We start from the raw sequence: 24,181 nt of genomic DNA, 5'->3' as shown, positions 1-24,181 counted from the left end.
ACCTACTTATTTTGTCCACACTCTTTTACATCTCCATTTAGTATTTCTAAACCGTGGTGTAATCCGTCCATTATGGCATCTAATGATTCTCTAACAGCCTTATGACTACCAGGTAGATTAACTATTAATGTGTTTTTTCTTATACCAGATACCCCTCTTGATAACATCGCTCTAGAGGTTTTTAAAAGGCCATAATATCTTATTGCTTCACTAATTCCCATAGCTTCTTTTTCAATAACCATTTTTGTTGCTTCTGGGGTCACATCTCTTTTACTAAATCCAGTACCACCTGTTGTCAGTATTAAATTTACTTTTAGCGTATCGCAAAGATATATCATTGTGTCTTTTAGCCCTTCTATCTCATCAGGCAATACTTTATAATATTGAATTTCATAGTTTCTTTGAGCCATAAACTCTTTAATTAAACATCCACTTAGATCTTCTCTTATTCCTTTAAACCCACTATCACTTGCTGTTAAAATACCTACTGTATACATGTGATCAACACCATTCTATAAAAAGAAAGCAAAAAAGAGCCCTTTTCAGTTAACAAACTGAAAAAGACTCCATTGTCTTTTATTATTATTATTTACTATGACTTAATTTATTTAATATTATTATAATCCTAATAATATGCTTTAGTCAAGATAGAAATTCTTTTTTATTTTATTGGTTATTCTAAAAACTCTTCCTTAGCTTATTTATATCTTCCTTATTATCAATCCACTCTTCTGTATACCCACAGTCGCAACATAAATATCTTGTTACCTTTACTGCACTAAATATCGTTGATCCTGTCATAATATTATTGCCTGTTCCATAGGCTCCTGCTTTCCCTGGAATTCTGATTATATCTATACCATTGCATTTTGGACATACTTTTAAATTTTTCATATAACACCCTACCTCTTTCTTACCTCTAGTATCATTCATTTAACTTAGCGCCACAATATTTATGTAAAAAAACTTATTATAAACATTAATCCTCCAACAACCATACCTAAAATGCCACAAGTGCTCGTTAATGTTTTATAGAAGTCACTTGGTTCTGCATTTTTGTATTTCCATCCACTATTTAAATACCAAAAAATTTCTGGACAAACATAAGCTATATACCCAACCCCTGTTGTAATTAATCCATAAAAAAGGAATTGCCAGTTAATTTTAATAATACTTCTTCTTGATTTTTCTTGATCTTTCACTACAAACCTAACTATTGTATCAGGCGTTTCATACCCTGTAACACCTTGCCTTTGTATCCCCTTTTCAGTTCTATGATAATAACCTTCTTGACCATTTGGATATTTAATATCTATTTTTCCACTTATTCTTTTAGTAACAGTGTACTCTTCATTCTCAATCTGAATTTCATACATTCGGTCATAATTCTCATTATGGCCAGGCTTAATGGTAATAGGTGATTTGTTCTCATTTTCCGCCGTATATACCAATGTACCGTCATGAAGCTTTTCCTCATACCTATAATTAACGCCCCTGTATTCAAAAGATCGAATCCTTTTAGAACATCCCGAAATTAAAATTGTTAATAATATTAGATAAATAACTATTTTTTTCATAAGCACCTCAAACTATCATTTTAATTATAATGTAAATGAATCTAATTATTAAAACAGACCTATGATGATAAGTATTGTAGAAACAATCATTGTTAAAACACCAAAAAATTTAGTGGATTCAATATAAAAGTCACTAGGTTCTGCATTCCTATATTTCCATCCATGGTTTAATTCCCATCCAAATTCTGGATATGCATACATTGCCCAAATCAATAGCTTTTTCATTTATAATCCCCCATTATTTTTACGTTAGTGTAAAATTTCTTTACACAACCTTATAAAATCCCTGCTATAAATATTAATACCTATTATTATTACAGCAACTCCACTATATTTAGTAACTTCTATATACAAATCACTTGGTTCTGCATTTTTATATATCCAGCCGAAATTCCACTGAAATCCTGCTACTGGGTTAGCATAAGTTACCCCTTAAGAATAACCCCAACTTTCACAACTGATTCATCAAAAAATCTAAATAATGCCTAAGCCATTAATAAATAAAAACAAACCTATAAGCACTAAAATAACACATAAAACTTTAATACCAGCAATATAAAAATCACTTGGTTCTGCATTCCTGTATTTCCATCCATGCTTTAGATACCAACCTAATTCAGGATTTTTATAAGAATAAATCCCTATTCCTATAAAAATAATACCATAAAAAAAATGTTCATTATTTGTTTTTGGCCTATTTATCATTTCTTCAAAACTAATAATTAAATGCATAAAATCTATTGGCCAAGGGTAACCCTCAACAAGCTTACCAGCACCACCATTTCTCATAGCAAAAGTTTTTTGACCATTCGGGTATATGACATTAATTCTATTTGTATCACCATTTAGAATGTATACATTACTTCCTATATATACATCATACCGTTTCATTGAAGAAGATCTATCAAAAGTATTAATTGTAATAGCCCCTCCTCCCGAGCTACTTTTAAATACATACGAATTATTAGTCACTTTCTCTAACCCATAAGTACGACCTCTATATTGAATATTATTATTTCCCCTGCCATAACAACTTGATAAAATAAGTATTACAAAAATCATCAATAATAATCTCTTTTTCATAAGCCCCCCCTAGAATAATCCTATTAATTTTATTGCACTTTAATATTTTCTCCTACAATCATCGTTATTAATTTTATTTTCAAAACAAACCATAAAATTAATTGGATTAAAAAAGACACTCTTTTTAATTGAGTGTCTTTTTTAATTGTTCATATTCTATTGTATACTATTTACAGAAAATATTCTACACCAGATTTAAATATCTTTTGATCTTGGTTGCCTATTATATTTTTTGCTACGCCTGTTCCAATTCTTTCTGAGTGTCCCATTTTACCTAATATTCTACCATCTGGACTTGTTATACCTTCTATTGCATAGTATGAACCATTTGGGTTAAACGTTTCATTCATTGTTGGCTTTCCATCAAAATCAACATATTGTGTTGCTACTTGACCATTTTTAAATAATTGATCAATCCACTCTTTACTAGCAACAAATCTTCCTTCACCATGTGATAATGGAATTGTATGAATATCTCCTACTTTACAATTGCTAAACCATGGCGATTTATTAGACACAATTTTAGTATTGGCCATTAATGATATATGTCTACCAATTGTATTCATAGTCAATGTTGGTGAATCATCTTTTTGATCTCTAATGTCACCATATGGAACTAAACCTAATTTTATTAATGCTTGGAATCCATTACAAATTCCTAGTCCTAAACCATCTCTTTTATTTAATAAAGTCATAACCGCTTCTTTTACTTTTTCATTTCTAAAAACCGTTGCAATGAATTTTCCTGATCCTTCAGGCTCATCCCCAGCACTAAAGCCACCAGGTATCATTAATATTTGACTTTCATTTATGCTATTAGTAAATGTTTCAATTGACTCTCTAATGTCACTTGGGTTTAAGTTTTTAAATACGACGGTTTTAACATTTGCCCCTGCTTTTTCAAAAGCTCTTAAGGTGTCATATTCACAGTTGGTTCCTGGGAATACAGGCACAAATACTTGTGGCTTCCCTTTTTCAGGATTGCCAATGTTTACTCTCTTTTCCTCATATACAGGTGTATCTAATATTTCTTTATTATCTGATGATTTTGTTGGGAAAACTTCTTCAAGTGTTTCTACCCATTTATTTAACACATCATCTAATGGAATAATCATATCATTGTACTGAATTACTTTTTCATTAATAGTTGTTCCAATGACTTCATAAGATACTTCATTTAATAATTCTAATGTTGTTTCATCTATTTCTAGAATAATTGAACCGTAATCTGCTTCAAATAATCTATTCCCTGCAATTGCCTCGTTAAGTGTAACACCAATTTCATTACCAAAAGCCATTTTACTAATTGCTTCACAGATACCACCATATCCTAGAGCATAAGCAGCGTAAACTTTTCCACCTGCAGTTAATTTAACGATTTCATCATAATTCTTTTTAAGTTCTTCAAAGTCTGGTAAATCATAGTTGTCTTTAATTAATGTTACTTTTATTAATTTATGATCCGCTTCCTTTAATTCTGGTGTTATTATATTATCGATATGGGTTGTTGTTACTGCAAAAGAAACCAATGTCGGTGGTACATCTATATCATTAAATGATCCTGACATACTGTCTTTTCCACCAATAGATGGCAATTCAAATGCTTTTTGTGCTTTGTATGCACCAAGTAATGCACTAAATGGTTCTCCCCATCTTTTTGGATCGTTATTGAGGCGTTTGAAATACTCTTGGAAAGTAAATCTAATATTTTTATAATCTCCACCTGTTGCAACGATTTTAGCAACTGAATCTATTACAGCGTACATTGCGCCATGGTATGGACTCCAAGAACTAAGTGCAGGATCAAATCCATAACTCATCATGGTTGCTGTTGTGGTTTCCCCGTTTAATACAGGTACTTTTGCTACCATAGCTTGAACTGGCGTTCTCTGATATTTTCCTCCAAAAGGCATTAAAACAGATCCAGCACCAATAGAACTGTCAAAATGCTCAACCATTCCTTTTTGTGAGCAAACGTTTAAATCGCTAACAGTCTTTAACCATTCTTCTCTAACATTGTTAATGTCTTTACTTGCAAAGTAATTTTCTTTTTCAGATGGTAATAGTACTTCCACTTCTGCTTCTTGATGGGCACCATTGGTATCTAAAAAAGCTCTACTTAAATTAACAATTATTTTATTTTTCCATGTCATTACCAATCTTGGCTCTTCTGTTACTTGAGCCACTACTTTTGCCTCTAAGTTCTCTTTTTCCGCAAAGGCAATAAATTGCTCAGCATTCTCTCTATCTACAACAACTGCCATACGCTCTTGTGATTCAGATATAGCCAATTCTGTGCCATCTAATCCTTCGTATTTTTTAGGTACTAAATCTAAATTAATATTTAAACCATCTGCTAATTCACCAATGGCAACAGCAACACCACCAGCACCAAAGTCATTACATTTTTTAATGAGTTGACTTACTTCTTCTTTTCTAAATAATCTTTGAATTTTTCGCTCTGTTGGTGCATTCCCTTTTTGAACTTCAGCACCACAAGCGAGTATTGATTCTTCTGTGTGCACTTTAGATGAACCTGTTGCGCCACCACAACCGTCTCTTCCCGTTCTTCCACCAAGTAAGATGATCATATCTCCTGGCTCTGCTTTTCCTCTAATAACATTTTTTCTTGGTGCTGCTGCTATGACTGCTCCAATTTCCATTCTTTTAGCCACATAGTTGGGGTGATATACTTCAGAAACAAGACCTGTCGCTAACCCAATTTGATTACCATATGAGCTATATCCTTCTGCTGCTTCTGTCGTGATTTTTCTTTGTGGTAATTTACCACTTAAAGTCTCTTTAATGTCTACAGTAGGATCTGCCGCTCCAGTAACACGCATTGCTTGGTATACATAAGAACGTCCTGACAAAGGATCCCTTATGGCACCACCTAAACAAGTAGCTGCCCCACCAAATGGTTCTATTTCTGTAGGGTGATTGTGTGTCTCATTTTTAAACATCACTAGCCATTCTTCAGTTTTTCCATCAATTTCTACAGGTACAATGATACTACATGCATTAATTTCATCTGATTCTTCTAAATCTTCAAGTTTTCCTGCCAATCTTAATTCACGCATAGCCATTAAAGCCATATCCATTAAGGAGATGTCTTTTTCAGCTCTATCTTTATATACTGTTTTTCTAGCTTTCAAATAACTTTCATAAGTTTCTCTAATAGGTGCATTGTAAAAACCATCTTCAAAAGTTACATTCTTTAATTCTGTTAAAAAAGTTGTATGTCTACAATGATCGGACCAATAAGTATCTAATACCCTAATTTCAGTGATTGAAGGATTTCTTTTTTCAGTATTTTTATAATAATTGTATATATGCTCAAAATCATCATAAGTCATTGCTAAATTAAGAGACTTATACAATGCATCAATTTCTTTTTTTTCCTTTAATATAAAACCATCAATAATTTCTACAGCATCAGGCTCAACAAAATTTTGAACCAATGATGTGGGTTTTTCTAATGAAGCTTCTCTTGAATCTACTGGGTTGATACAGTAATTTTTAATCTTTTCAATTTCTTCTTTAGAAACTTGTCCTTTTATAACATAGATCATTGAACTTCTGATTATGGGTTCTTCATTTTCATTTAATAATTTCATACATTGAACAGCTGAATCTGCTCTTTGATCAAATTGTCCAGGTAAGAACTCTACACCAAAAGCTACTTCATCATCACCTATTTGAAAAAACTCTTCATAAACATAGTCAAGTGGTGGTTCAGAAAAAACTGTTACCAATGCTTTATTATAAGTATCCTCTGAGATATTCTCTATATCGTAACATGTTAAAACTCTTATAGATTCAACACTTTTAATTTCTAAATATTCTTTAACTTGATGAAAAAGTTCTAAAGATAAGATTTGATAGTCCTTTTTCTTCTCAACATATACTCTTTTTACTTGCATTTGACAGTCCTCCGTCTTTTTTTACTTAATAAATTTGAAATATCATATATTATATCGATCTTTTAGTTTACATTTTTATATTACCATGTTAGAATTAAGAAATAAAATTAATAATATTAATACCAATTATAAGGAGTGCTAATGATGGATATTAATTATGAACTATATAAAGTGTTTTATTTTGTAGCTAGAACATTAAGCTTTTCTGAAGCTTCTAAAGAGTTATATATATCACAATCTGCAGTAAGTCAATCTATTAAAACTTTGGAAAAAAAGCTTAACCAACATTTATTTATAAGAAGCACCAAAAAGGTACAATTAACACCTGAAGGCAATATGCTCTTTAAGCATATAGAACCTGCCATTAACCTAATTATGCGCGGTGAAAATCATCTAATGGAAACCCATACATTAAATGGTGGTCAATTAAGAATTGGTGCAAGTGATACAATATGTCGTTATTTATTAGTCCCATTTCTAAATGAGTTTCATAAAAAATACCCTAATGTACATATTAAAGTTACCAATAGTACTTCTATAGAATGTGTTTCTTTACTTGAAAATGGTAGTGTTGACTTTATTGTTACCAATTTTCCAAATCGTAGACTTCAGGATAACACGAAAACCATAATGTTAAAGGAATTCTATGATGTATTTATCGGAGGGTCTAAATATCTAAAACTTAAAGATTCTTTATTAACATTAGCAGAACTTCAAAAATATCCTTTACTAATGTTAGATAAGAATAGTACTACTAGTGAATATTTACACAATCTTTTTCAACAATATGGATTAGATTTAATACCAGAAATAGAAATCAGTAGTAACGATTTATTAATAGATTTAGCAAAGATTGGCTTAGGCATCGCTTTTATCCCGGACTATTGTTTACCACCTGAATCTAACGAATTATTCACAATAAAAGTAAAAGAAGATGTCCCTAAAAGGCATATTGGGTTATCCTATAGTGATCAAATCCCTCTCTCTCAAGCAGCAAAAGCTTTTATTGACTTAATCAAAGGGTAGCATTTATTTTAATAAATTAAGAATCTCAATGGCATTTTGAGATTCTTAATTTATAATAATCATTTTAATTATTTCTATCAAAAATCTCATCGTATAAATCATCTACGATACCATCTACAATAGTCTCATCCAAATCATTAAATTGGCTGTTTATACGTTCTTTTATATATTCTGCTCTATTAAAATATTTTAATTCTTCATCTGACGACTCATCTTCTATGCTTTCTTCCATTTGGGCAAAACTTATATTGGATAAAATCCAACTTTTAATGGCCTCTACTTCACTCTGAAAATCTAATGCAGTTTTTTTAGCTTCTTTTACTTTTACATACGACATAATGCCTACGCCTATAAATACACACATTACTAAGAAAAAGAAAGCAAAGAAAATATTTTTGTATGTTGGATCCATATTTAAAGAAATATAATCTAACATGACCAATCCCACAAATATCATTCCTAAGATACCTACTGTTATAAAAGCGAAAGCAGATGACTTCAGATCTTCAACTTTTTTATTCTTATCTTCATAAACTAACTTTTTAGGTTGTTGGATTTTCTCTTCAACTTCCTCTTCTTCTTTATCTTCTAACTTTTTATTATATAAATATACATTTACGTATTTTCTTGCATCATCAAATCTATCCTTTTTAACTTGAAGGATAAACTGATCTTCATCTTCAATAACATTGATATCTTCTATTTTACTATATTCTAAAAAAGCTTTTAATTCATTTATTTCTTCTTCTTTTTTACTCTCTACTAAATCCATCCAATACAATGAATCATCTTGTAAATCTTCAACCAATTCTTTTTCGCAATCAAAACATTTTAAAACACCATCTTCATACTCAGTTTTACATTCTGGACACCATGCCATTTTACATCACACCCCTTTATTTGACTTATGAATATCATACCATATTTTGTCTTTTGTGTTTAGTTTTTTTAACTTCTTATATTTATTTAAATGTATTAGAAAGTTTTTTTGTTAAAGATAACACTTGATATTCTACTACGGTATAACTCTTTTTTATTTGATTGCAAATATTGCAATTTAACCAACATTTCACCAATAATCTGACTGTTACTTTTGCATTGCATATTAGGCCTAGATGTATTAAAATAAGTTTATAATGTAATTTTATAAAAATATAATTTAAAAGGAGTTCTTGGATATGAGTATGGAAGAAAAGAAAATTGATTTTAACAATCCTCAGAATCAAACACCAGAAAAAAACAGCTTTACAAGTCTACTAAAATTTATCATCCCATCAGTAATTGGTATACTTTTATTTATGATACCAATCCCTTATGACGATGGTATTACTGTTCCAATTGCTATTGTAGCAAAGTACATAATAAATACTTTTGAAGCCTCTTTACCAGCGATTTCAACTATTATTATTATTATTGCCGTATTACTAAGTATTGTAGCTACTCTTTTTAAACCAGCTATTATACAAAAAAATAAGTTCCTAAACAACTTATTTAGTGTATCCCCTATGTGGTTAACTTTTAGAATCCTTGGGATGGTTTTTGCAGTTTTAACTTTATTAGAAATTGGACCAAGTTTTGTATGGTCTGCAGATACAGGTGGCCTACTATTAGAAGAATTAATTCCTACTTTATTCTCAGTATTCCTTTTTGCAGGATTACTATTGCCACTACTATTAAACTTTGGATTATTAGAGTTCTTTGGAACCCTTCTTACTAAAGTAATGCGTCCACTTTTTAAACTCCCAGGTCGTTCTTCTATTGACTGTATTACATCTTGGTTAGGTGATGGTACATTAGGAATTCTTTTAACAAACAAACAATATGAAGAAGGTCATTATACAAAGCGTGAAGCTGCAGTTATTGCAACTACTTTTTCTGCAGTATCTATAACTTTCAGTTTAGTAGTAATAAATACCGTTGGTTTAGGTAATTATTTCGTTCCATTTTACTTAACTGTTACTTTTGCCGGCGTTGTAGCTGCATTAATTGTTCCACGTATACGTCCTTTGTCCAAAAAAGCCAATACCTATATTGATGAGTCTACATCAAATAACTCTGAAGAAATTCCAACAGGTTATAATATGTTTAATTGGGGAATTAAAAAAGCAACTCAAAAAGCCGATGAAAACACTAGTATTTCTTCATTCTTCATTGGTGGTATAAAAAACGTGTTAGATATGTGGCTAGGCGTAATGCCAATTGTTATGGCCTTTGGTACAATTGCATTGATTATAACAGAATTCACACCTATATTCACTTGGTTAGGTTACCCTTTTGTTCCTATTCTAAATCTACTAGGCGTACCTGAGGCAAGTGAAGCAGCTATGACATTTGTAGTTGGTTTTGGAGATATGTTTTTACCAGCATTAATTGGTAGCGGCATAGAAAGTGAACTTACAAGATTCGTAATTGCTTGTACTTCTGTAACACAGCTTATTTATATGTCAGAAGTTGGCGGCTTACTTCTTGGTTCTAAATTACCAATTAACCTTAAAGATCTTATTATAATATTTATTCAAAGAACTTTAATCACTTTACCAATTATAGTAGCCATTGCACATCTAATATTTTAAATTTGAAGGGCTATCTCTGTTTGTTGAGATAGCCCTTTTTTACTTTATAGGTAAAAAGCTGATTAAGTTAGAAAAAGCTTGTTGCGCAAGAACAAAGATGACTTTAGACAAGAAGTTAATAAGTGTTTTTGAGAGTGACGAAGTCATTTTAATCTATAGACTAAGAATCCAGTTATCTATTATCAACTATTATAGCCTTTACAACTTAAATATATCACTCACTTAATTCTGATGATTTTACCTAAATATAAATACCAAAAATACTTCACTTTATTCCCATATTGCCATGCATCTTTAGACAATTCATTATAATACATTTTTATACTCTCTAACTCCTCCTCTGTTACAACTTTATTTCCATAATAGATTTCCTCATATAAATTGCTAATATATGCGTATGAGAACTTTTTTGTTTTTAACCTTTCGTTATATTCTGTTGCAAATTGATTGATGGTCTGTTGTGGCTCCTTTTTATAACCCATATATTTTATAAGTTCATATATAATCTTATAATACTCCTGAAAGATCTCATTTAACTCTATATTATTCAATCTTTTCTTTCTCTTATTATAGAAGTATACATGTATCATACTTAATATGACCACAAGCATAATACTTGTTACTAATAGTAATCTTGAATAATTTATCTTAAAGTTAAAATCAATACCAGGTATATTATACTCTACTTTTTCAATGTCTGTAATTGGACCATTAAGCTCTTGTATTTCAAAACCACTTGTGGGTTCAAAAGGCACCCACCCAAATCCTTCAAAATAAACTTCAACCCAGGTATGAGCATTGTTGTCATTAACCACAAATATTTTTTGATTATCTTGAGGATTTTGCAAATCATGGATTGTGGATGCCACATACCCACTAACAATTCTAGATGGTATTCCAATACTTCGTAACATTACCACCATAGCAGTTGCAAAACTAGTACAGAAGCCTTCTTTAGATTCAAATAAAAAATAGCTTAAATCATAGTAATCATTTATTAATGGCTGTTGTGTATATACATAATTAGATTTTAAATACCTTTCGATGGCCTTTGCTTTATCATAATTATTATCTTTATTTTCTATTAAATTCATTGTGAGACCTATAATTCTTTTATCAAGATTGTTAGGCACTTGTGTGTACATACCATATACATTTTCCTGTTTATTAAGAAAGAATTCTGGAATAATCTCTTCATAACGCTTATACAATCCAAATTCACTCTGTCTTAATAGCTCTTCTAGATTGCTGTATATGGGAATGTATGTATCTATATAATAAATAAAATTCTCTCTAATCACTCTATTATTCATTAGTATTTCATCTTTAGTAAAGATCATATCATCAAATTTATATAGATTATGATAGTTAATCTCCCTAAAGTTTAATGGTGCAAATAATGTATTACTACGAATACTACTATTTGAGACTCTAATAATATCTTCATAAAAAAAATCATTTATTAACCAAGTAGCCTCTATATCCTTTTCTTTCTCTATGTTTAGTAACGTCAATCCCAATATGTTTTCAAACACATTACTTAATTCATCATTCTCAAAGGTATTTTTCCCTACTTCATTAATGCTTTTTATGCTTTCTTCATAAGTATTGATCCAATATCTTCCGTCAAATGTATCAAAGGCAGAACCTCTTAGATATACTTTATGTTTTGCCTTTACTACAGCTATCTGCTGACCAGAAAACACTGGTATTTCATTAATATCAACTTCCTTATTATCAAATGCTACATACTCTGAATGGGTTCTACTTTTATCTTTTAACGTATCTTCATCATCTTTTACAATCCCAGTACCTATAACTTCTTTAAATATAAAAAATGGATCAGGTAAGTAGTTATAGAAATTAGTAACAGTTATTACTAATAAAGAAGTTGCTAATAGTGCTGTACCTAGATATTGAATTGATTTTTTATTCAAAGTGTTATAATCATATTTTTTAAGATAGTAAAAATAATAATTGATTATCATAATAAATATAAAAAACAAAAAATTTCTATTGCCATATAGTCCAAATGAGCGAATTTGTGTCAATAAAAAGAAATACGTCAAATATATTACTATGATCTTAATATAATCATTCCTTTTCACCCATATCCTATTTATAACAAACCCATTCACTAAGGTGACAAAAAAAGTTATGGCAATTTCTACTTCTAAACTAATATACTCCAACCCTTTCAGAGAAATATATATCTCATGATAGTACTTTATAAGTCTTTTATTTATATCTATCACTTGTAATAAATCATTTATTATATAATAGCTTATTAACAAAATTATACTTAATAAGACAATGCCTATAATGAAAACCTTAAAATTTTTACCTAATAGATTTATAATTAAGAAACCTAGAATGGATATAAATAATACTTGTGAAGTGGTTAATGAGTACCCAAAAGCAAGAACAAATCCATAAACTGTAGGAAATATAATAGCAAGAGCTAATATCCAATTAACAATGCCATATGATATTTTTTTTTTATTATTTTTTCTTTCCTCAAGACACAAAATAATCACCTTCAATAATTGTTTGTAATGTCTTTCCTTGTTTTAAAGTAAATATCTTAATTTTAAGATCTTCTATCTTTTCTAATAATGAATTTTCTATTTTTTCTTCCTTCACTGCCAATAAAAGGGTAATTTCAAATCCTTGTAACTTCAAACCATTTAAAAGTTCTATTATACTTTCCGATAATCTATTGCTTGCAAATATAATATTAGCACCATGGTTATCACTATAATATTTTGAGGCTAAAGAAAAATTTTTAATTAATCTTTCTATGTCTGCTTTAGCCAAAAATTGAACTTTTGCTAAAACTTCATATATTGTATCCCAATCACTGTAGTTAATGCCTTCAAATAAATTATTATCTTTGTCATGATAGTATAATTCTACGGGTATCTGTCGTTTGAGAAGATAGTCACTAATTGAAACTAGGGCCTCAATTATTAAATCTTCTAGTACAATATTAGTTTCTGAATCCTTGTCAAACTTTTGATTGTCTAAAAAAATAAAAGTCTTTTTTTGCAAGGAACTACTATACTGCTTTGTTTTTAGTTCATTGTATTTTGCACTTAACTTCCAATGTATCTGATTCAATGGATCTCCAAGACTGTAATCTTTAACGTCGTAAATATTCGTTTTGTCTTGGAAAAGATTTTTTTGTAGGGATAAGGAATTCTCAAAAATTACAGGTTTTATTGGGTAGTATCTTATCTTTTCTATGTTTGGATAAACTAGAAGTTTAATGGTCTCAATGAAATCATATTTTATATGAATAAGACCAAAATAATCCATAATGACAATAGATTTAACGCCTATATTATAATTTCCTCTATATTTACATTCTATGGGGATTTGAATTTTTTCAACTTGCCCGGGAAATAAGGTAAAAAAATGACTTTTAGAACCCTCTTTATAAAAGAGATTTTCATTTATAAATTTGACTTTCATAGGGCAATACACAAGTATTTTATTAGAATTATAGATTTCACAGGTGTATTGTATATAATCACCCTTTACAATAATTCTTTCATCTACTTGATGGCTGAACCTAAAGTTAAAATAAGTAAATATAATGTGTATCAATGAAAATATAGGCAAAAACAATAAAGTATATAGTATTATATTCGAAAAATAACTGTGTTTTATTATACTCATTAATAAAAAGAAACCTAATAAACATAGATATGTTATTCTATTTTTCTTCATTATTAACCCCCGTTGGCACCTCAGTTTCTCTTAGTATTTTTCTTAGTATGTACTCTGGGGTAATTTCTTTTAACTTGGCTTCTTGCCTTAAAGTAATTCTGTGAGCTATTACAGGTAAGTATAGCTCCTGAACATCATCAGGGGTAACAAAATGACGACCTTTATAATAGGCCCAAGCCTTTGATGCACTCATTAAAAACAATGACCCTCTAGGACTAGCCCCCAGTACAACATCTTGCTCTTTTCTTGTTTTTGAAACGAGTTGAACGATATATCTTCTTATTTCGTCACTAATATAAATCAATTTTATTTCCTGTTGCATTTCAACAATATCCTCTTTAGTTGCCACTCCCTTTAATTGAGCTAAAGGACTTTCTAAATTATATGTCCTTAATATAAACTCCTCTTCCTTTTGATCAGGATATCCTACAGAAACTTTCATTATAAATCTATCTAACTGAGCTTCAGGCAAAGGATAAGTCCCTAAATATTCGATTGGATTCTGTGTTGCAAAGACAGAAAAAGGTCTAGGCAACTTATATGTATTGCCGTCAATAGTAACCTGACCTTCTTCCATTGCTTCTAATAAACTTGACTGGGTTTTTGGAGGAGTTCTATTTATTTCATCCGCTAATATAATATTACTCATAATAGAACCACTTTTATATTCAAATTCTTGGGATTTGGGATTATACATTGAAAAACCTGTTATGTCCGAAGGCATAACATCAGGAGTAAATTGTATTCTATTGTAACTTGCTGAAATTGATTTTGATAATGCAGAAATTAAGGTTGTTTTTCCAACACCAGGCACATCTTCTATAAGGACATGTCCTTCGCAAATTAATGAAATTACAACTCTTTCTATTACTTTTCGCTTTCCAATAATAACCTTCTCAATGTTATCAACAATTAGAGAAATCACATTTTGTTTTTCCATATAATCCTCCTCTAGTTTTATTTTTAAAACTTCTAGTAACTATAAATATATCATAAAAATTATTAAGTTTTAATTGTTATTACACAATATAATTATGTGTATTTGCAATTCGAATAATTGAGAATTTAATTTGGTATTGTTTTTTTGAATTAATATCGTGCACTTGTAAATACTATTATTGGAGGTGATTTAATATGAATATTAACAAAAGCATTGGCTGTGAAGTTACAACCTGTAAATATCATGCAAAAGACCAACAATACTGTAGTTTAGACAATATTATGGTCGTACAACATCATAATAATGCACAAACTGTAGAAGCAACTGATTGTGGAAGCTTTGAAAATGATAATAAATAAATGGTACTAAAAAAGACATCTGTTATACAGATGTCTTTTTAATATATATAAACAATATATTACATATTATAATCTAAATCATACTCATCAACCAAATCGTCTTCATAGACTTTTGTCCAATTTTTGTTGTTCCTTTTTTGCTTGGAACCATTTTTTGCAGCTGTCTTCGCAATATTACGACTAGTAGCTCCCTCCTGTTTTTTTTGCATTGCTTTCTTTTCTTTTTCAAACCTTTTAATTTTTTCTAACTTATCTGGCTGAGTTTCTTTTATAGCCGCCACAAGTGTTGCTCCTCTCATATTGATATTCATAATTTATATTTTATTCATTTTATGAATAATGTCAATATGTTTGCTCTAATTATTTATAAATTTTTTTAATTTTTTTTACCTTTATATTCTACTTTAATTCTACCGTTAAATTTAAGTATATATATGTCTGAATAATTACAATCATACTTTGATATTTTAATTATATATCGGGAATTTCAACTCATTTATTTTACTTTTTAACAGGTTCATATCTTTTATATTTCCTATTAAAATTGCACCAACCAACCTATCATTATCATAAATTAAATTTTTGTAATCGTTGTTTTCTATTTTTCCAGATTTTATAGTATTGTACGCTATCATATCATTTAGACTGCCTATACTACATAATTTTGTATTAAAAGCAGATAAAAGGGTTGGATACTCATAATCTTTGAACTCTACTTTATTACCTACCATGTTTTCTCCTGCAATTTCACCCTGTTCTTTTGCTATATTCCACATGCCAAATAAATTCCCCTTATATTCACAAACATCTCCTGCAGCATAGACATTCTTAATATTGGTTTCCATATATTTATTGACAATAATGCCTTTATTAATATTAATATCACTACCCCTACATAGTTCAATATTAGGTGAAATTCCAATAGAATAAACTGCAAGATCAATGGGATATTCCTCTCCCGCAGCAGTTATAATGCTTTCTATTTTGCTCTTACCTTTAATAGCCTTTATTTCCGTATTAAGACATATTTTTACCCCATTACTTTTAACCAATTCCTTAAAGTTTTGAGATGTTTCCTCATCTAATTGTCTTGGCAATAATCTATTAGCTATTTCTAAGACTATAACTTTTTTTCCTTGTTTAACAAACTCATAGGCCACTTCTAACCCCTGAATACCACCGCCTATAATTAAAATATTATGGGCGTCACGACTTGCTTTAGAAATGCTATGTTTATCTTTAATGGTTCTAAGACCATAAATATTATCTTTGTTAATGCCTTCTATCTTTGGTTTTTTTTCTTTTCCACCAGTTGCAATTAGTATTTTATTATAACTAATTTCACAATTTTTAAATTTGACTATTTGATTTGCAAAATCTATTGATTTGACTTGATAACCTTTATAGATTTTTATATTTTTTTCAGCATACCATTTTTTTTCTTTTATTAAATAGTCTTCTTCCTTTATAGAAGACAAAAGGGTTTTTGATAACTTTATTCTATAATATGGATAATATTCTTCTTCGCTTATCAATACTATTTCTGCAGATGGCACTAAATCTCTAATTTTAACAGCTGCTGACATACCAGCAATTCCTGCTCCAATGATTACATATCTTTGATTCATCTAATAAACCTCCAAAAGAAACTTTATAATTATTATATTCTTAGCACCTAATAATAATTTTATTATTTTGAAAGCATGATTTTCAAACTTACTTGCAAGGATTTAAAAATCATGCTTTCAACAAAGCTTGTGACTCTTACGGAGTGAGAAGCATAGAAAGTATAATTTCCAAATTGCTCCCAAGAATTTGAACATCCTGATTTTAATGAAGCCTGTGTCTTTTTGAGAACTAGAAGGAATATGTTATTTGTACAAAAAACACAGGTATGGGTTACCTGTGTTTTTCTAACTTATTGATTACTAAGTATTCCAATTAGCAATTCTCTTATTATTTTACAAGCTACTGCAGTAGATACACCACTTGCGTCATAATGTGGGGATAATTCAACAACATCTAAACCAACTATATTTAATGATGAAATCCCTTTAATAATATCTAATATTTCATGAAAATTAATGCCACCTGGCTCTGGTGTTCCTGTTCCAGGAAATACAGAAGGGTCCAATACATCTAAATCAATGGTTAAGTATATTGGTGTATCACCAAACTTCTCTAAGTCCTCTAATAACGGTCTACAAGTAAATGGTGTTAAATACGTATGGTCTTTCGCCCAATCAAACTCATATTTTTCACCTGATCGTATTCCATATTGATATATCTTACCATCTCCGATTAGATCCCATATTCTACGAATAACTGTTGCATGAGACAATTTTTCATCAAACAACTCATCTCTTAAGTCTGTATGGGCGTCTAAATGAATCACTTTAATATCATTGTATTTCTCATATACAGCTTTAAAAGATGGAAGTGTTACTAAGTGTTCTCCACCAATCATAAATGGCACCTTGTTGTCATTAACGATGTTTTTTGTAAAGTGATAAATTTCATCTAATACTTTTTGAGTATTGCCTAATGATATTTGTACGTCACCTGCATCCATTACATTATAATCAGCTAAATCTTTATCAAAATAAGGGCTATATGTTTCTAATCCATCTGAATCTTTTCTTATAGTGTCAGGACCAAATCTCGTTCCTGGCCTAAAAGAAGTAGTACCATCATAAGGTGCCCCAAATAAAACCACATCTGCCTCATCATAATTAGAGTCACAACTTATAAAAGTAAATATATTTTTATTCATTTTTGTCTAACATCTCCTTAACATAAGTAGGAAGTGCAAAACAACCAACATGTAAATCTGTATTGTAATATTTTGTTTTTAATCCGAATTTATTCCATTCATCTTTTTTAATGTCTTTTATTGGGTCAAATGATTTTGATGCAAAACCAAACAACCAATGCCCTGATGGATAAGTTGGCATATGGAATTGATATACTTTGCTTATTGGAAAAATCTCTTTTAATTTACTATGTGCTTTTTTCATTGCAATTGCATCTCTTTGATAATATGGACTTTCATGTTGATTAACAAGAATGCCATCTTTAGTTAATGCATCGAAACAATCTTGGTAGAAAGCTCTTGTAAATAATCCTTCTCCTGGTCCAATTGGATCAGTAGAATCTACAAGAATAAGATCATATTCATCTTTTTTATCTTTAACAAATGCTACACCATCTTCAAAATACAAATTCACTCTTGAGTCTTCTAATTTTGAAGCAGTTAAAGGTAGATATTTTTGGCAAGCTCTTACTACAGCTTCATCAATTTCCACCATATCTATTCTTTCAATAGATTCATATCTTGTTAATTCTCTAGCTGTTCCGCCATCTCCTCCACCAATTACAAGAACTTTCTTAACAGATGGATTAACAGCCAATGGCACATGTGAAATCATATCATGATAAACGAATTCATCTTTTTCATTTACCATCATTAATCCGTCTAGTGTAAAAAATGTACCAAACTCTGTAGATTCAAAAAAATCTATTTTTTGAAATTCTGATGTTTCGCTATGAAAATGTTTATTAATTTTAATTGAAAATCTCACATTTTCCGTATGTGATTCTGTATACCATAAATCAATCATATTAAAACCTCCTATAAACTTAAAATATTTATATATTCAATAGACGGATCTGCTAAATCCGTAATAACACAGTTTTGTTCTTTTACAAAATCAATATACTCTAACATTTCTTTTGTAATCTTTTCTCCTGGACTTATAATTGGAATACCAGGAGGGTAAACCATTATGGATTCACCACTAATTTCACCTACAGCATCTTGTATCTTAACTGCTTTTTTATGAGCAAAAAACGCATCTCTTGGCGTTACAACCACATGTGGATTTAGATCAATAAGCTTATGTTTTTTAGCTGTTTTTTCTTTTGGATGAGTTGATATATCAATTAGTGCTTCAACCAATTTATCCATATTCTCTTGTGTATCGCCAATGCTTAATATTGCCATTATATTATTAGCATCTGCGATTTCCACTTGAATATTATACTTATCTAATAATATGTCATATACTTCAAATCCTGTATAGCCTGTCTTAGAAACGTTTATACAAAACTTTGTTTCATCGTAATCAAAAACAGTATCACCGTTTTTAAACTCATCAGAAAAAACATATAGGTTAGCGTATTCTTTAAGCTTTAACCTAGCATTTCTGGCAATTTTTAGTACTTTATCGATGGTTTCTTCTCCATTCATTACAAGATTCTTTCTAGCTAAATCTAAACTACTTAATAATAAATATGAAGCTGACGTCGTCTGAAGTAAATTTAAAGTTGTCTGAACAGTTTTAGGATTTACGATGCCTTCTCTTATAAATAATACGGAGCTTTGTGTTAATGACCCCCCTGTTTTATGCAAACTGGTTACAGCCAAATCAGCTCCTGCTCCCATAGCATGAATAGGTAATTCATCATGAAAAGGCAAATGAGCGCCATGGGCTTCATCTACTAATACTGCCATCCCATGTCTATGTGCTAAATTAACAATATCTCTGATATTTGTAGTAAACCCATAATATGTAGGATTTAATAAGAAAATTGCTTTTGCGTCAGGGTTTTCTGCCATTGCTTTTTCAATGGAGCTATAAGACATACCTGTAATAACACCCAATTCATCATCTACTTCAGGTTGTACATAGATTGGTGTTGCCCCACATAATATTAATGCGTTAACAGCACTTTTATGCACATTTCTTGGTAAAATGATTTTATCTTTTGGTCCACAAACACTCATCATCATAGCTTGTACACCTATTGTCGTACCATTCACCAAAAATAATGCTTGGTCTGCACCATAAGCATTTGCCATTAGTTGACTAGCCTCTTTGATTATTGTTGTAGGATGACTTAATGAATCTACTATTTTAGATGAATTTGTATCTATATTAACAACATCTTTACCAAAATAATCAGCTAAATACCCTAACTCTGAATTTTTTTTATGTCCTGGCACATCAAAATGCGTTACATTCTTTTTTGCATAATTTTTTAATCCTGTTGCAATTGGTGTTTCATTTTGATTTAAATACATTCTTATCACCCAATTATTTAGTATTATATACAAAAGAGATTTAATAATTAAATTTGAATTCTTAACTCACCTTATGCCTCTTATTACGTTAAGAGATATAAACTTCACTGAAAATGTAATGCCAATTTCTTGCAAAATACACTTTCATATTAAGAATTCAAATTTATGTAATTATAAACCTCTAGTTTAGTATTTATATTCAAAGTTAGTTCCATAGAAAATTTCTAGCATTTCATTGTATACCAGTTTTCTAAGTTCTAAAGCTTCTTCTTTACTTAAATCTTCTTCTTTTATTTCAAATAAATAATCATTTAATTTAAAATCGTTTACCATCATTTTTGTATGGAAAATATTTTGTTGCAACATATTTGTATCTACTAGATTATATCTTTTAGATATATCTTTATCAATATAGTCTTGAATAGATCCAATATTATGATCAATAAAATGTTTTGTCCCATCTTTATCTCTAGTAAATCCACGAACGCGATAATCAAGTGCTAATATATCTGATTCAAAACTTTCTATAAGATAATTTAATGCATTCAGTGGGGATATTTGACCACAAGTTGAAACATCAATATCTACTCTAAATGTATTGATTCCATGAACTGGATGACTTTCCGGATAAGTGTGCACTGTAAGGTGACTCTTATCTAAATGTCCTGCAATATGTTGTGGAATTGGCGTTAATATACCTCTATTACAAGATGAATCTATACAATATAAAGGAACTTCTTCTTCACTAATTAAAATAGTTACACTTGCTCCTTGAGGATCGTAATCTTGCTTTGATACATTAAGAACACTTGCACCAATCATATTTGTAACATTTTTTAATATTTCAGTTAATCTTTCAGAATTATATTGCTCATCAATATAGTCAATATATCTTTTACGATCTTCTGCTGAAGAAGTATAGCAAATGTCATAAATATTAAAACTTAGTGTTTTTGTTAAATTATTAAATCCGTGTAATTCTAATTTAGAAGGATTATTATTCATTATTTCAGCTCCTTTATTTGATTAAGTTTACAGTAATAGCGTTGCAGTTATATTGTATCCTTTAATACCCAGGATATTAATTTATTAATTAGTATAATTATACCTAATTATATAATAATTAGCATTTATAATACAAATAATCTTATATTAGAATTCAATTCAAACTCAAATTATTGTTTAATATATTAAACTATATGTTTATTATTGCTAAACTGCAAATTGAATAATAACAAACTTCAATATAAATGTCAATATTTTTCATAAAATATTTTTAAATATTTTATACTTAAAAAAGGGGACTTATACAAGGAAGGAATTTGTTAAATATGAAGTTTTATTAACGAAAAAATCTAGGCTTTTTAACCTAGATTCTATTTAATTCTAAATATGAGCAATATGTGTAACTTCATATCCTGCTTCTTCAATTCTTTCTTTTATTAAATCGTCATCTAAATAATCTGCTTCTACTAAAGCAAAGCCTTCTTCTAAGTTCACACTTACATCTACAACACCTTTAATATTTTCCAATGTTGTTTGGGTATGCGCTTTACAGTGATCACAAGTCATTCCACTAATACAAACTTTTTTTGTCATCCAATTCTACCTCCTTTAGGTATAAAAAATGCTCTTACATTATTTATACTAGAACGGTTATTTATTGTCAAATATATAATAGTCTCTATATATACCTCTTTGTCTTTGTATCTTCTATATTTATATAGTATTAATTATTTTCTGCCTTTTTCACTCTGTTTCTCTTCATCTCTCAAATATTCTCTCTCATACTTTCCACTTCCAGTATTTGTTTTATCCAAGTAACCATTTTGAACAGAATTAATGGCTTCATCCAATGTCACCCGTTCACCACTATCTAATGTTACTAAATTATCTACTTTTTCATTTTTTTCGTTATTTGGTGTTGTCATCATTAAACCTCCAAATTTAATTTTTCATATTACTTTATTGTATTATCTCCTTGTAGCATTATATATATACATTTTATAAGAATATCCTTTTGTTTTTACTTTTATCATTGTATACTTTAATTAATTATAATTTATTTAAAGGAGGTATTTATGAATTTAGATAATAACACTACAAGAAGTAATAGATTACATATAGCTTTATTTGGGAAAACCAATTCTGGTAAATCAAGTATTATCAATGCAATTACTGGACAGAATATATCCTTAGTATCTGAAATTAATGGTACAACCACAGACCCTGTGTATAAATCAATGGAATTACTACCCCTTGGACCAGTGGTTATTATAGATACTGCTGGATTGAACGATTCCACACCATTAGGCCATTTAAGAAAAGAAAAAACATTAGAGGTCTTAAATAAAACGGATATTGCGTTAATTGTTATAGACCCAGTAGAGGGTGCTGATGTATTCGAAAAAGAACTTATTGCTATGATCAAAGAAAAAAACTTGCCTTTTGTTTGTATTATAAATAAAATGGATTTGATCTCTGATCCTTCTATTGTTTATGACTTAGAAAGCTTATTGAATGTAGCGTTAATAAAAGCTTCTGCTAAAACTTTATATGGCATTAACGAAATTAAAGAAAGTATTATAAAAGCAGTTCCTTCAGACATGGATATAACAATTCTAGATAACCTGGTTTCTCCTAAAGATATAGTTGTTTTAGTTATTCCCATAGATAGTGCTGCGCCAAAGGGTAGAATTATCTTACCTCAACAACAAGTATTACGAGAAGTCTTAGATAAAGGCGGTATCTGTTTGGTATGCCAAGATAATGAACTTGAAGAAACCTTAATGTCCTTAAATAAAAATCCCAAAATAATAATCACTGATTCTCAAGTTTTTGATAAAGTATCAAAAATCGTTCCAGATGGGGTGATGTTAACTTCATTCTCTATATTATTTGCAAAGTACAAAGGGGATCTAAAAGAATTGGTTAAAGGTGCCCAATGGATAGAGAACTTAAAAGAAGGGGATCGTGTTTTAATTTCAGAAGGCTGTACCCATCATCGCCAAAAAGATGATATTGGAACTGTAAAAATTCCTAACTGGTTAAAAAAATATACAGGCAAAAATATTATTATTGATTTTACGAGCGGTTATGAGTACCCTAAAAACTTATCTGACTATGCTTTAATTATTCACTGTGGATCTTGTATGTTAAATAGAAAGGAAGTTTTATATAGAATCCATAAAGCCAAAGAAAGCAATGTTCCAATTGTTAATTATGGTGTTTTTATTGCTTATGTTAATGGCATATTAAATAAAACACTAGAACCTTTTATACCTTCTAATTAACTTAAATTTATCAATATGAAAATTTTACCAAAAATAACCTTGCATTTTTGAAATTGTTCTGTTACAGTTGTATCATATCTTAAAGGAAAAGGGGTTTTTATTATGAGTAATAATGGACATATCCATGATGAAAATTGTAACCATGATCATGACGAGCATCAAACTATAACACTTACACTTGACGATGGTAAAGAAGTTGAATGTTTCGTTGTAGGTATTTTTGAAGTTGATGATAAAGAATATATAGCTTTGTTACCTACTGATGAAGATGAAGTATTCTTATATTGCTATCAAGAACTAGAAGATGGAGAAATTCAATTAGATAACATAGATTCTGAAGATGAATATGAAAAAGTATCTGAGGTATTTATGGCAATGATGGCTGAAGAAGGCGAAGACTTTGAATTCGAAGATGAAGAATAATTAGTACCCTATTACATTATAGGCTCTTTGTCAATAGTTGGGGGGGATTGGTTTCAATTCCCCTCCATTCTTGGCTTTAGAGCTATTTTTGTATTCTATAATATAATACGCATTTTAGGGTGCACTTAATAAAGCTACATGTTAATAGTAGAAAAAACATCTTATTTAA

23 protein-coding genes and 1 pseudogene are annotated in these 24,181 nt (G+C 29.7%); 5 read left to right on the top strand and 19 right to left on the bottom strand.

From position 1 onward, the window contains the following. Positions 1 to 2: 2 nt before the first annotated feature. From EDC18_RS00110 to EDC18_RS00090, 7 genes and pseudogenes are all read right to left on the bottom strand, one after another. Complete coding sequence (locus tag EDC18_RS00110) at positions 3 to 497, bottom strand: MogA/MoaB family molybdenum cofactor biosynthesis protein (RefSeq protein ID WP_132249066.1); 495 nt, start codon at positions 495 to 497, stop codon at positions 3 to 5. 181 nt (positions 498 to 678) lie between these two features. After that, a complete protein-coding gene (locus EDC18_RS00105) occupies positions 679 to 894 on the bottom strand; it encodes a hypothetical protein (RefSeq protein WP_132249065.1) in 216 nt (71 codons plus the stop codon). Between the two features lie 59 nt (positions 895 to 953). Further along, positions 954 to 1,577, bottom strand: coding sequence for a DUF6199 family natural product biosynthesis protein (locus EDC18_RS00100; RefSeq protein WP_132249064.1), 624 nt, complete (start codon positions 1,575 to 1,577; stop codon positions 954 to 956). Between the two features lie 48 nt (positions 1,578 to 1,625). Further along, on the bottom strand, positions 1,626 to 1,802 hold the full coding sequence (locus tag EDC18_RS14420; RefSeq protein WP_165878405.1) for a DUF6199 family natural product biosynthesis protein: 177 nt from the start codon (positions 1,800 to 1,802) through the stop codon (positions 1,626 to 1,628). 24 nt (positions 1,803 to 1,826) lie between these two features. Continuing rightward, positions 1,827 to 1,988 (bottom strand): annotated as a pseudogene (locus EDC18_RS15015) (DUF6199 family natural product biosynthesis protein); the annotation flags it as partial. A 63-nt stretch (positions 1,989 to 2,051) separates the two neighbouring features. Beyond that, on the bottom strand, positions 2,052 to 2,660 hold the full coding sequence (locus EDC18_RS00095) for a DUF6199 family natural product biosynthesis protein (RefSeq protein WP_132249063.1): 609 nt from the start codon (positions 2,658 to 2,660) through the stop codon (positions 2,052 to 2,054). 170 nt (positions 2,661 to 2,830) lie between these two features. Next, complete coding sequence (locus EDC18_RS00090) at positions 2,831 to 6,583, bottom strand: phosphoribosylformylglycinamidine synthase (protein ID WP_132249062.1); 3,753 nt, start codon at positions 6,581 to 6,583, stop codon at positions 2,831 to 2,833. Between the two features lie 144 nt (positions 6,584 to 6,727). Between EDC18_RS00090 and EDC18_RS00085 the strand changes: the two genes are divergently transcribed. Further along, positions 6,728 to 7,609, top strand: a complete 882-nt coding sequence (locus EDC18_RS00085; RefSeq protein WP_132249958.1) for a LysR family transcriptional regulator — start codon at positions 6,728 to 6,730, stop codon at positions 7,607 to 7,609. Between the two features lie 64 nt (positions 7,610 to 7,673). Here the strand turns inward: EDC18_RS00085 and EDC18_RS00080 are convergent, their stop codons facing one another. Continuing rightward, a complete protein-coding gene (locus EDC18_RS00080; protein ID WP_132249061.1) occupies positions 7,674 to 8,489 on the bottom strand; it encodes a hypothetical protein in 816 nt (271 codons plus the stop codon). A 298-nt stretch (positions 8,490 to 8,787) separates the two neighbouring features. Between EDC18_RS00080 and EDC18_RS00075 the strand changes: the two genes are divergently transcribed. Beyond that, positions 8,788 to 10,182 carry a YjiH family protein gene (locus tag EDC18_RS00075; RefSeq protein WP_341472688.1) on the top strand — a complete coding sequence of 465 codons (1,395 nt, stop codon included), beginning with the start codon at positions 8,788 to 8,790 and terminating at the stop codon, positions 10,180 to 10,182. A 218-nt stretch (positions 10,183 to 10,400) separates the two neighbouring features. On the opposite strand, the gene EDC18_RS00070 is transcribed toward EDC18_RS00075, so the two are convergent. From EDC18_RS00070 to EDC18_RS00060, 3 genes are read right to left on the bottom strand one after another with little or no spacing between them, the layout of a single operon-like run. Further along, positions 10,401 to 12,710, bottom strand: a complete 2,310-nt coding sequence (locus tag EDC18_RS00070) for a transglutaminase-like domain-containing protein (RefSeq protein WP_132249060.1) — start codon at positions 12,708 to 12,710, stop codon at positions 10,401 to 10,403. Further along, positions 12,700 to 13,914 (bottom strand): DUF58 domain-containing protein, encoded by a 1,215-nt coding sequence (locus tag EDC18_RS00065; RefSeq protein WP_132249059.1) that lies wholly within the window; start codon positions 13,912 to 13,914, stop codon positions 12,700 to 12,702. The genes EDC18_RS00070 and EDC18_RS00065 overlap by 11 nt, the downstream gene beginning before the upstream one ends. Then, positions 13,901 to 14,854 (bottom strand): AAA family ATPase, encoded by a 954-nt coding sequence (locus tag EDC18_RS00060; RefSeq protein WP_132249058.1) that lies wholly within the window; start codon positions 14,852 to 14,854, stop codon positions 13,901 to 13,903. The genes EDC18_RS00065 and EDC18_RS00060 overlap by 14 nt, the downstream gene beginning before the upstream one ends. A gap of 194 nt (positions 14,855 to 15,048) precedes the next feature. On the opposite strand from EDC18_RS00060, the gene EDC18_RS00055 reads away from it, so the two are divergent. Further along, the gene (locus EDC18_RS00055) at positions 15,049 to 15,213 is read left to right on the top strand and encodes a DUF1540 domain-containing protein (RefSeq protein WP_132249057.1); all 165 of its coding nucleotides are present in this window, start codon (positions 15,049 to 15,051) and stop codon (positions 15,211 to 15,213) included. 59 nt (positions 15,214 to 15,272) lie between these two features. Here the strand turns inward: EDC18_RS00055 and EDC18_RS00050 are convergent, their stop codons facing one another. From EDC18_RS00050 to EDC18_RS00015, 8 genes are all read right to left on the bottom strand, one after another. Next, positions 15,273 to 15,494: a hypothetical protein gene (locus tag EDC18_RS00050; RefSeq protein WP_132249056.1), complete on the bottom strand. Its 222-nt coding sequence runs from the start codon at positions 15,492 to 15,494 to the stop codon at positions 15,273 to 15,275. A gap of 186 nt (positions 15,495 to 15,680) precedes the next feature. Next, positions 15,681 to 16,841, bottom strand: coding sequence for an NAD(P)/FAD-dependent oxidoreductase (locus EDC18_RS00045; protein ID WP_132249055.1), 1,161 nt, complete (start codon positions 16,839 to 16,841; stop codon positions 15,681 to 15,683). Positions 16,842 to 17,131: 290 nt separating this feature from the next. Further along, positions 17,132 to 17,986, bottom strand: a complete 855-nt coding sequence (gene speB / locus EDC18_RS00040) for an agmatinase (protein ID WP_132249054.1) — start codon at positions 17,984 to 17,986, stop codon at positions 17,132 to 17,134. Next, positions 17,979 to 18,830, bottom strand: coding sequence for a polyamine aminopropyltransferase (speE, locus tag EDC18_RS00035; protein WP_132249954.1), 852 nt, complete (start codon positions 18,828 to 18,830; stop codon positions 17,979 to 17,981). The genes speB and speE overlap by 8 nt, the downstream gene beginning before the upstream one ends. 14 nt (positions 18,831 to 18,844) lie before the next feature. Continuing rightward, a complete protein-coding gene (locus EDC18_RS00030; RefSeq protein WP_132249053.1) occupies positions 18,845 to 20,296 on the bottom strand; it encodes an aminotransferase class I/II-fold pyridoxal phosphate-dependent enzyme in 1,452 nt (483 codons plus the stop codon). Positions 20,297 to 20,482: 186 nt separating this feature from the next. After that, entirely contained in the window at positions 20,483 to 21,301 is an 819-nt protein-coding gene (gene speD / locus EDC18_RS00025; protein ID WP_132249052.1) for an adenosylmethionine decarboxylase, read from the bottom strand. 381 nt (positions 21,302 to 21,682) lie between these two features. After that, positions 21,683 to 21,895, bottom strand: a complete 213-nt coding sequence (locus EDC18_RS00020) for a heavy-metal-associated domain-containing protein (protein ID WP_132249051.1) — start codon at positions 21,893 to 21,895, stop codon at positions 21,683 to 21,685. A gap of 134 nt (positions 21,896 to 22,029) precedes the next feature. Next, entirely contained in the window at positions 22,030 to 22,230 is a 201-nt protein-coding gene (locus EDC18_RS00015) for a DUF3892 domain-containing protein (RefSeq protein ID WP_132249050.1), read from the bottom strand. 147 nt (positions 22,231 to 22,377) lie between these two features. On the opposite strand from EDC18_RS00015, the gene hydF reads away from it, so the two are divergent. Together hydF and EDC18_RS00005 are read left to right on the top strand one after the other, a co-directional pair. Further along, complete coding sequence (gene hydF / locus EDC18_RS00010; protein WP_132249049.1) at positions 22,378 to 23,589, top strand: [FeFe] hydrogenase H-cluster maturation GTPase HydF; 1,212 nt, start codon at positions 22,378 to 22,380, stop codon at positions 23,587 to 23,589. 102 nt (positions 23,590 to 23,691) lie between these two features. Next, positions 23,692 to 24,012 (top strand): DUF1292 domain-containing protein, encoded by a 321-nt coding sequence (locus tag EDC18_RS00005; RefSeq protein WP_132249048.1) that lies wholly within the window; start codon positions 23,692 to 23,694, stop codon positions 24,010 to 24,012. The last annotated feature ends 169 nt before the right edge of the window (positions 24,013 to 24,181 follow it).

Origin of the sequence: Natranaerovirga pectinivora (genome assembly GCF_004342165.1) — a bacterium.
GTDB lineage: Bacteria > Bacillota > Clostridia > Lachnospirales > DSM-24629 > Natranaerovirga > Natranaerovirga pectinivora.
Note: the sequence above shows the minus strand (reverse complement) of the source record. Positions and strands in the feature narration are given on the sequence as shown.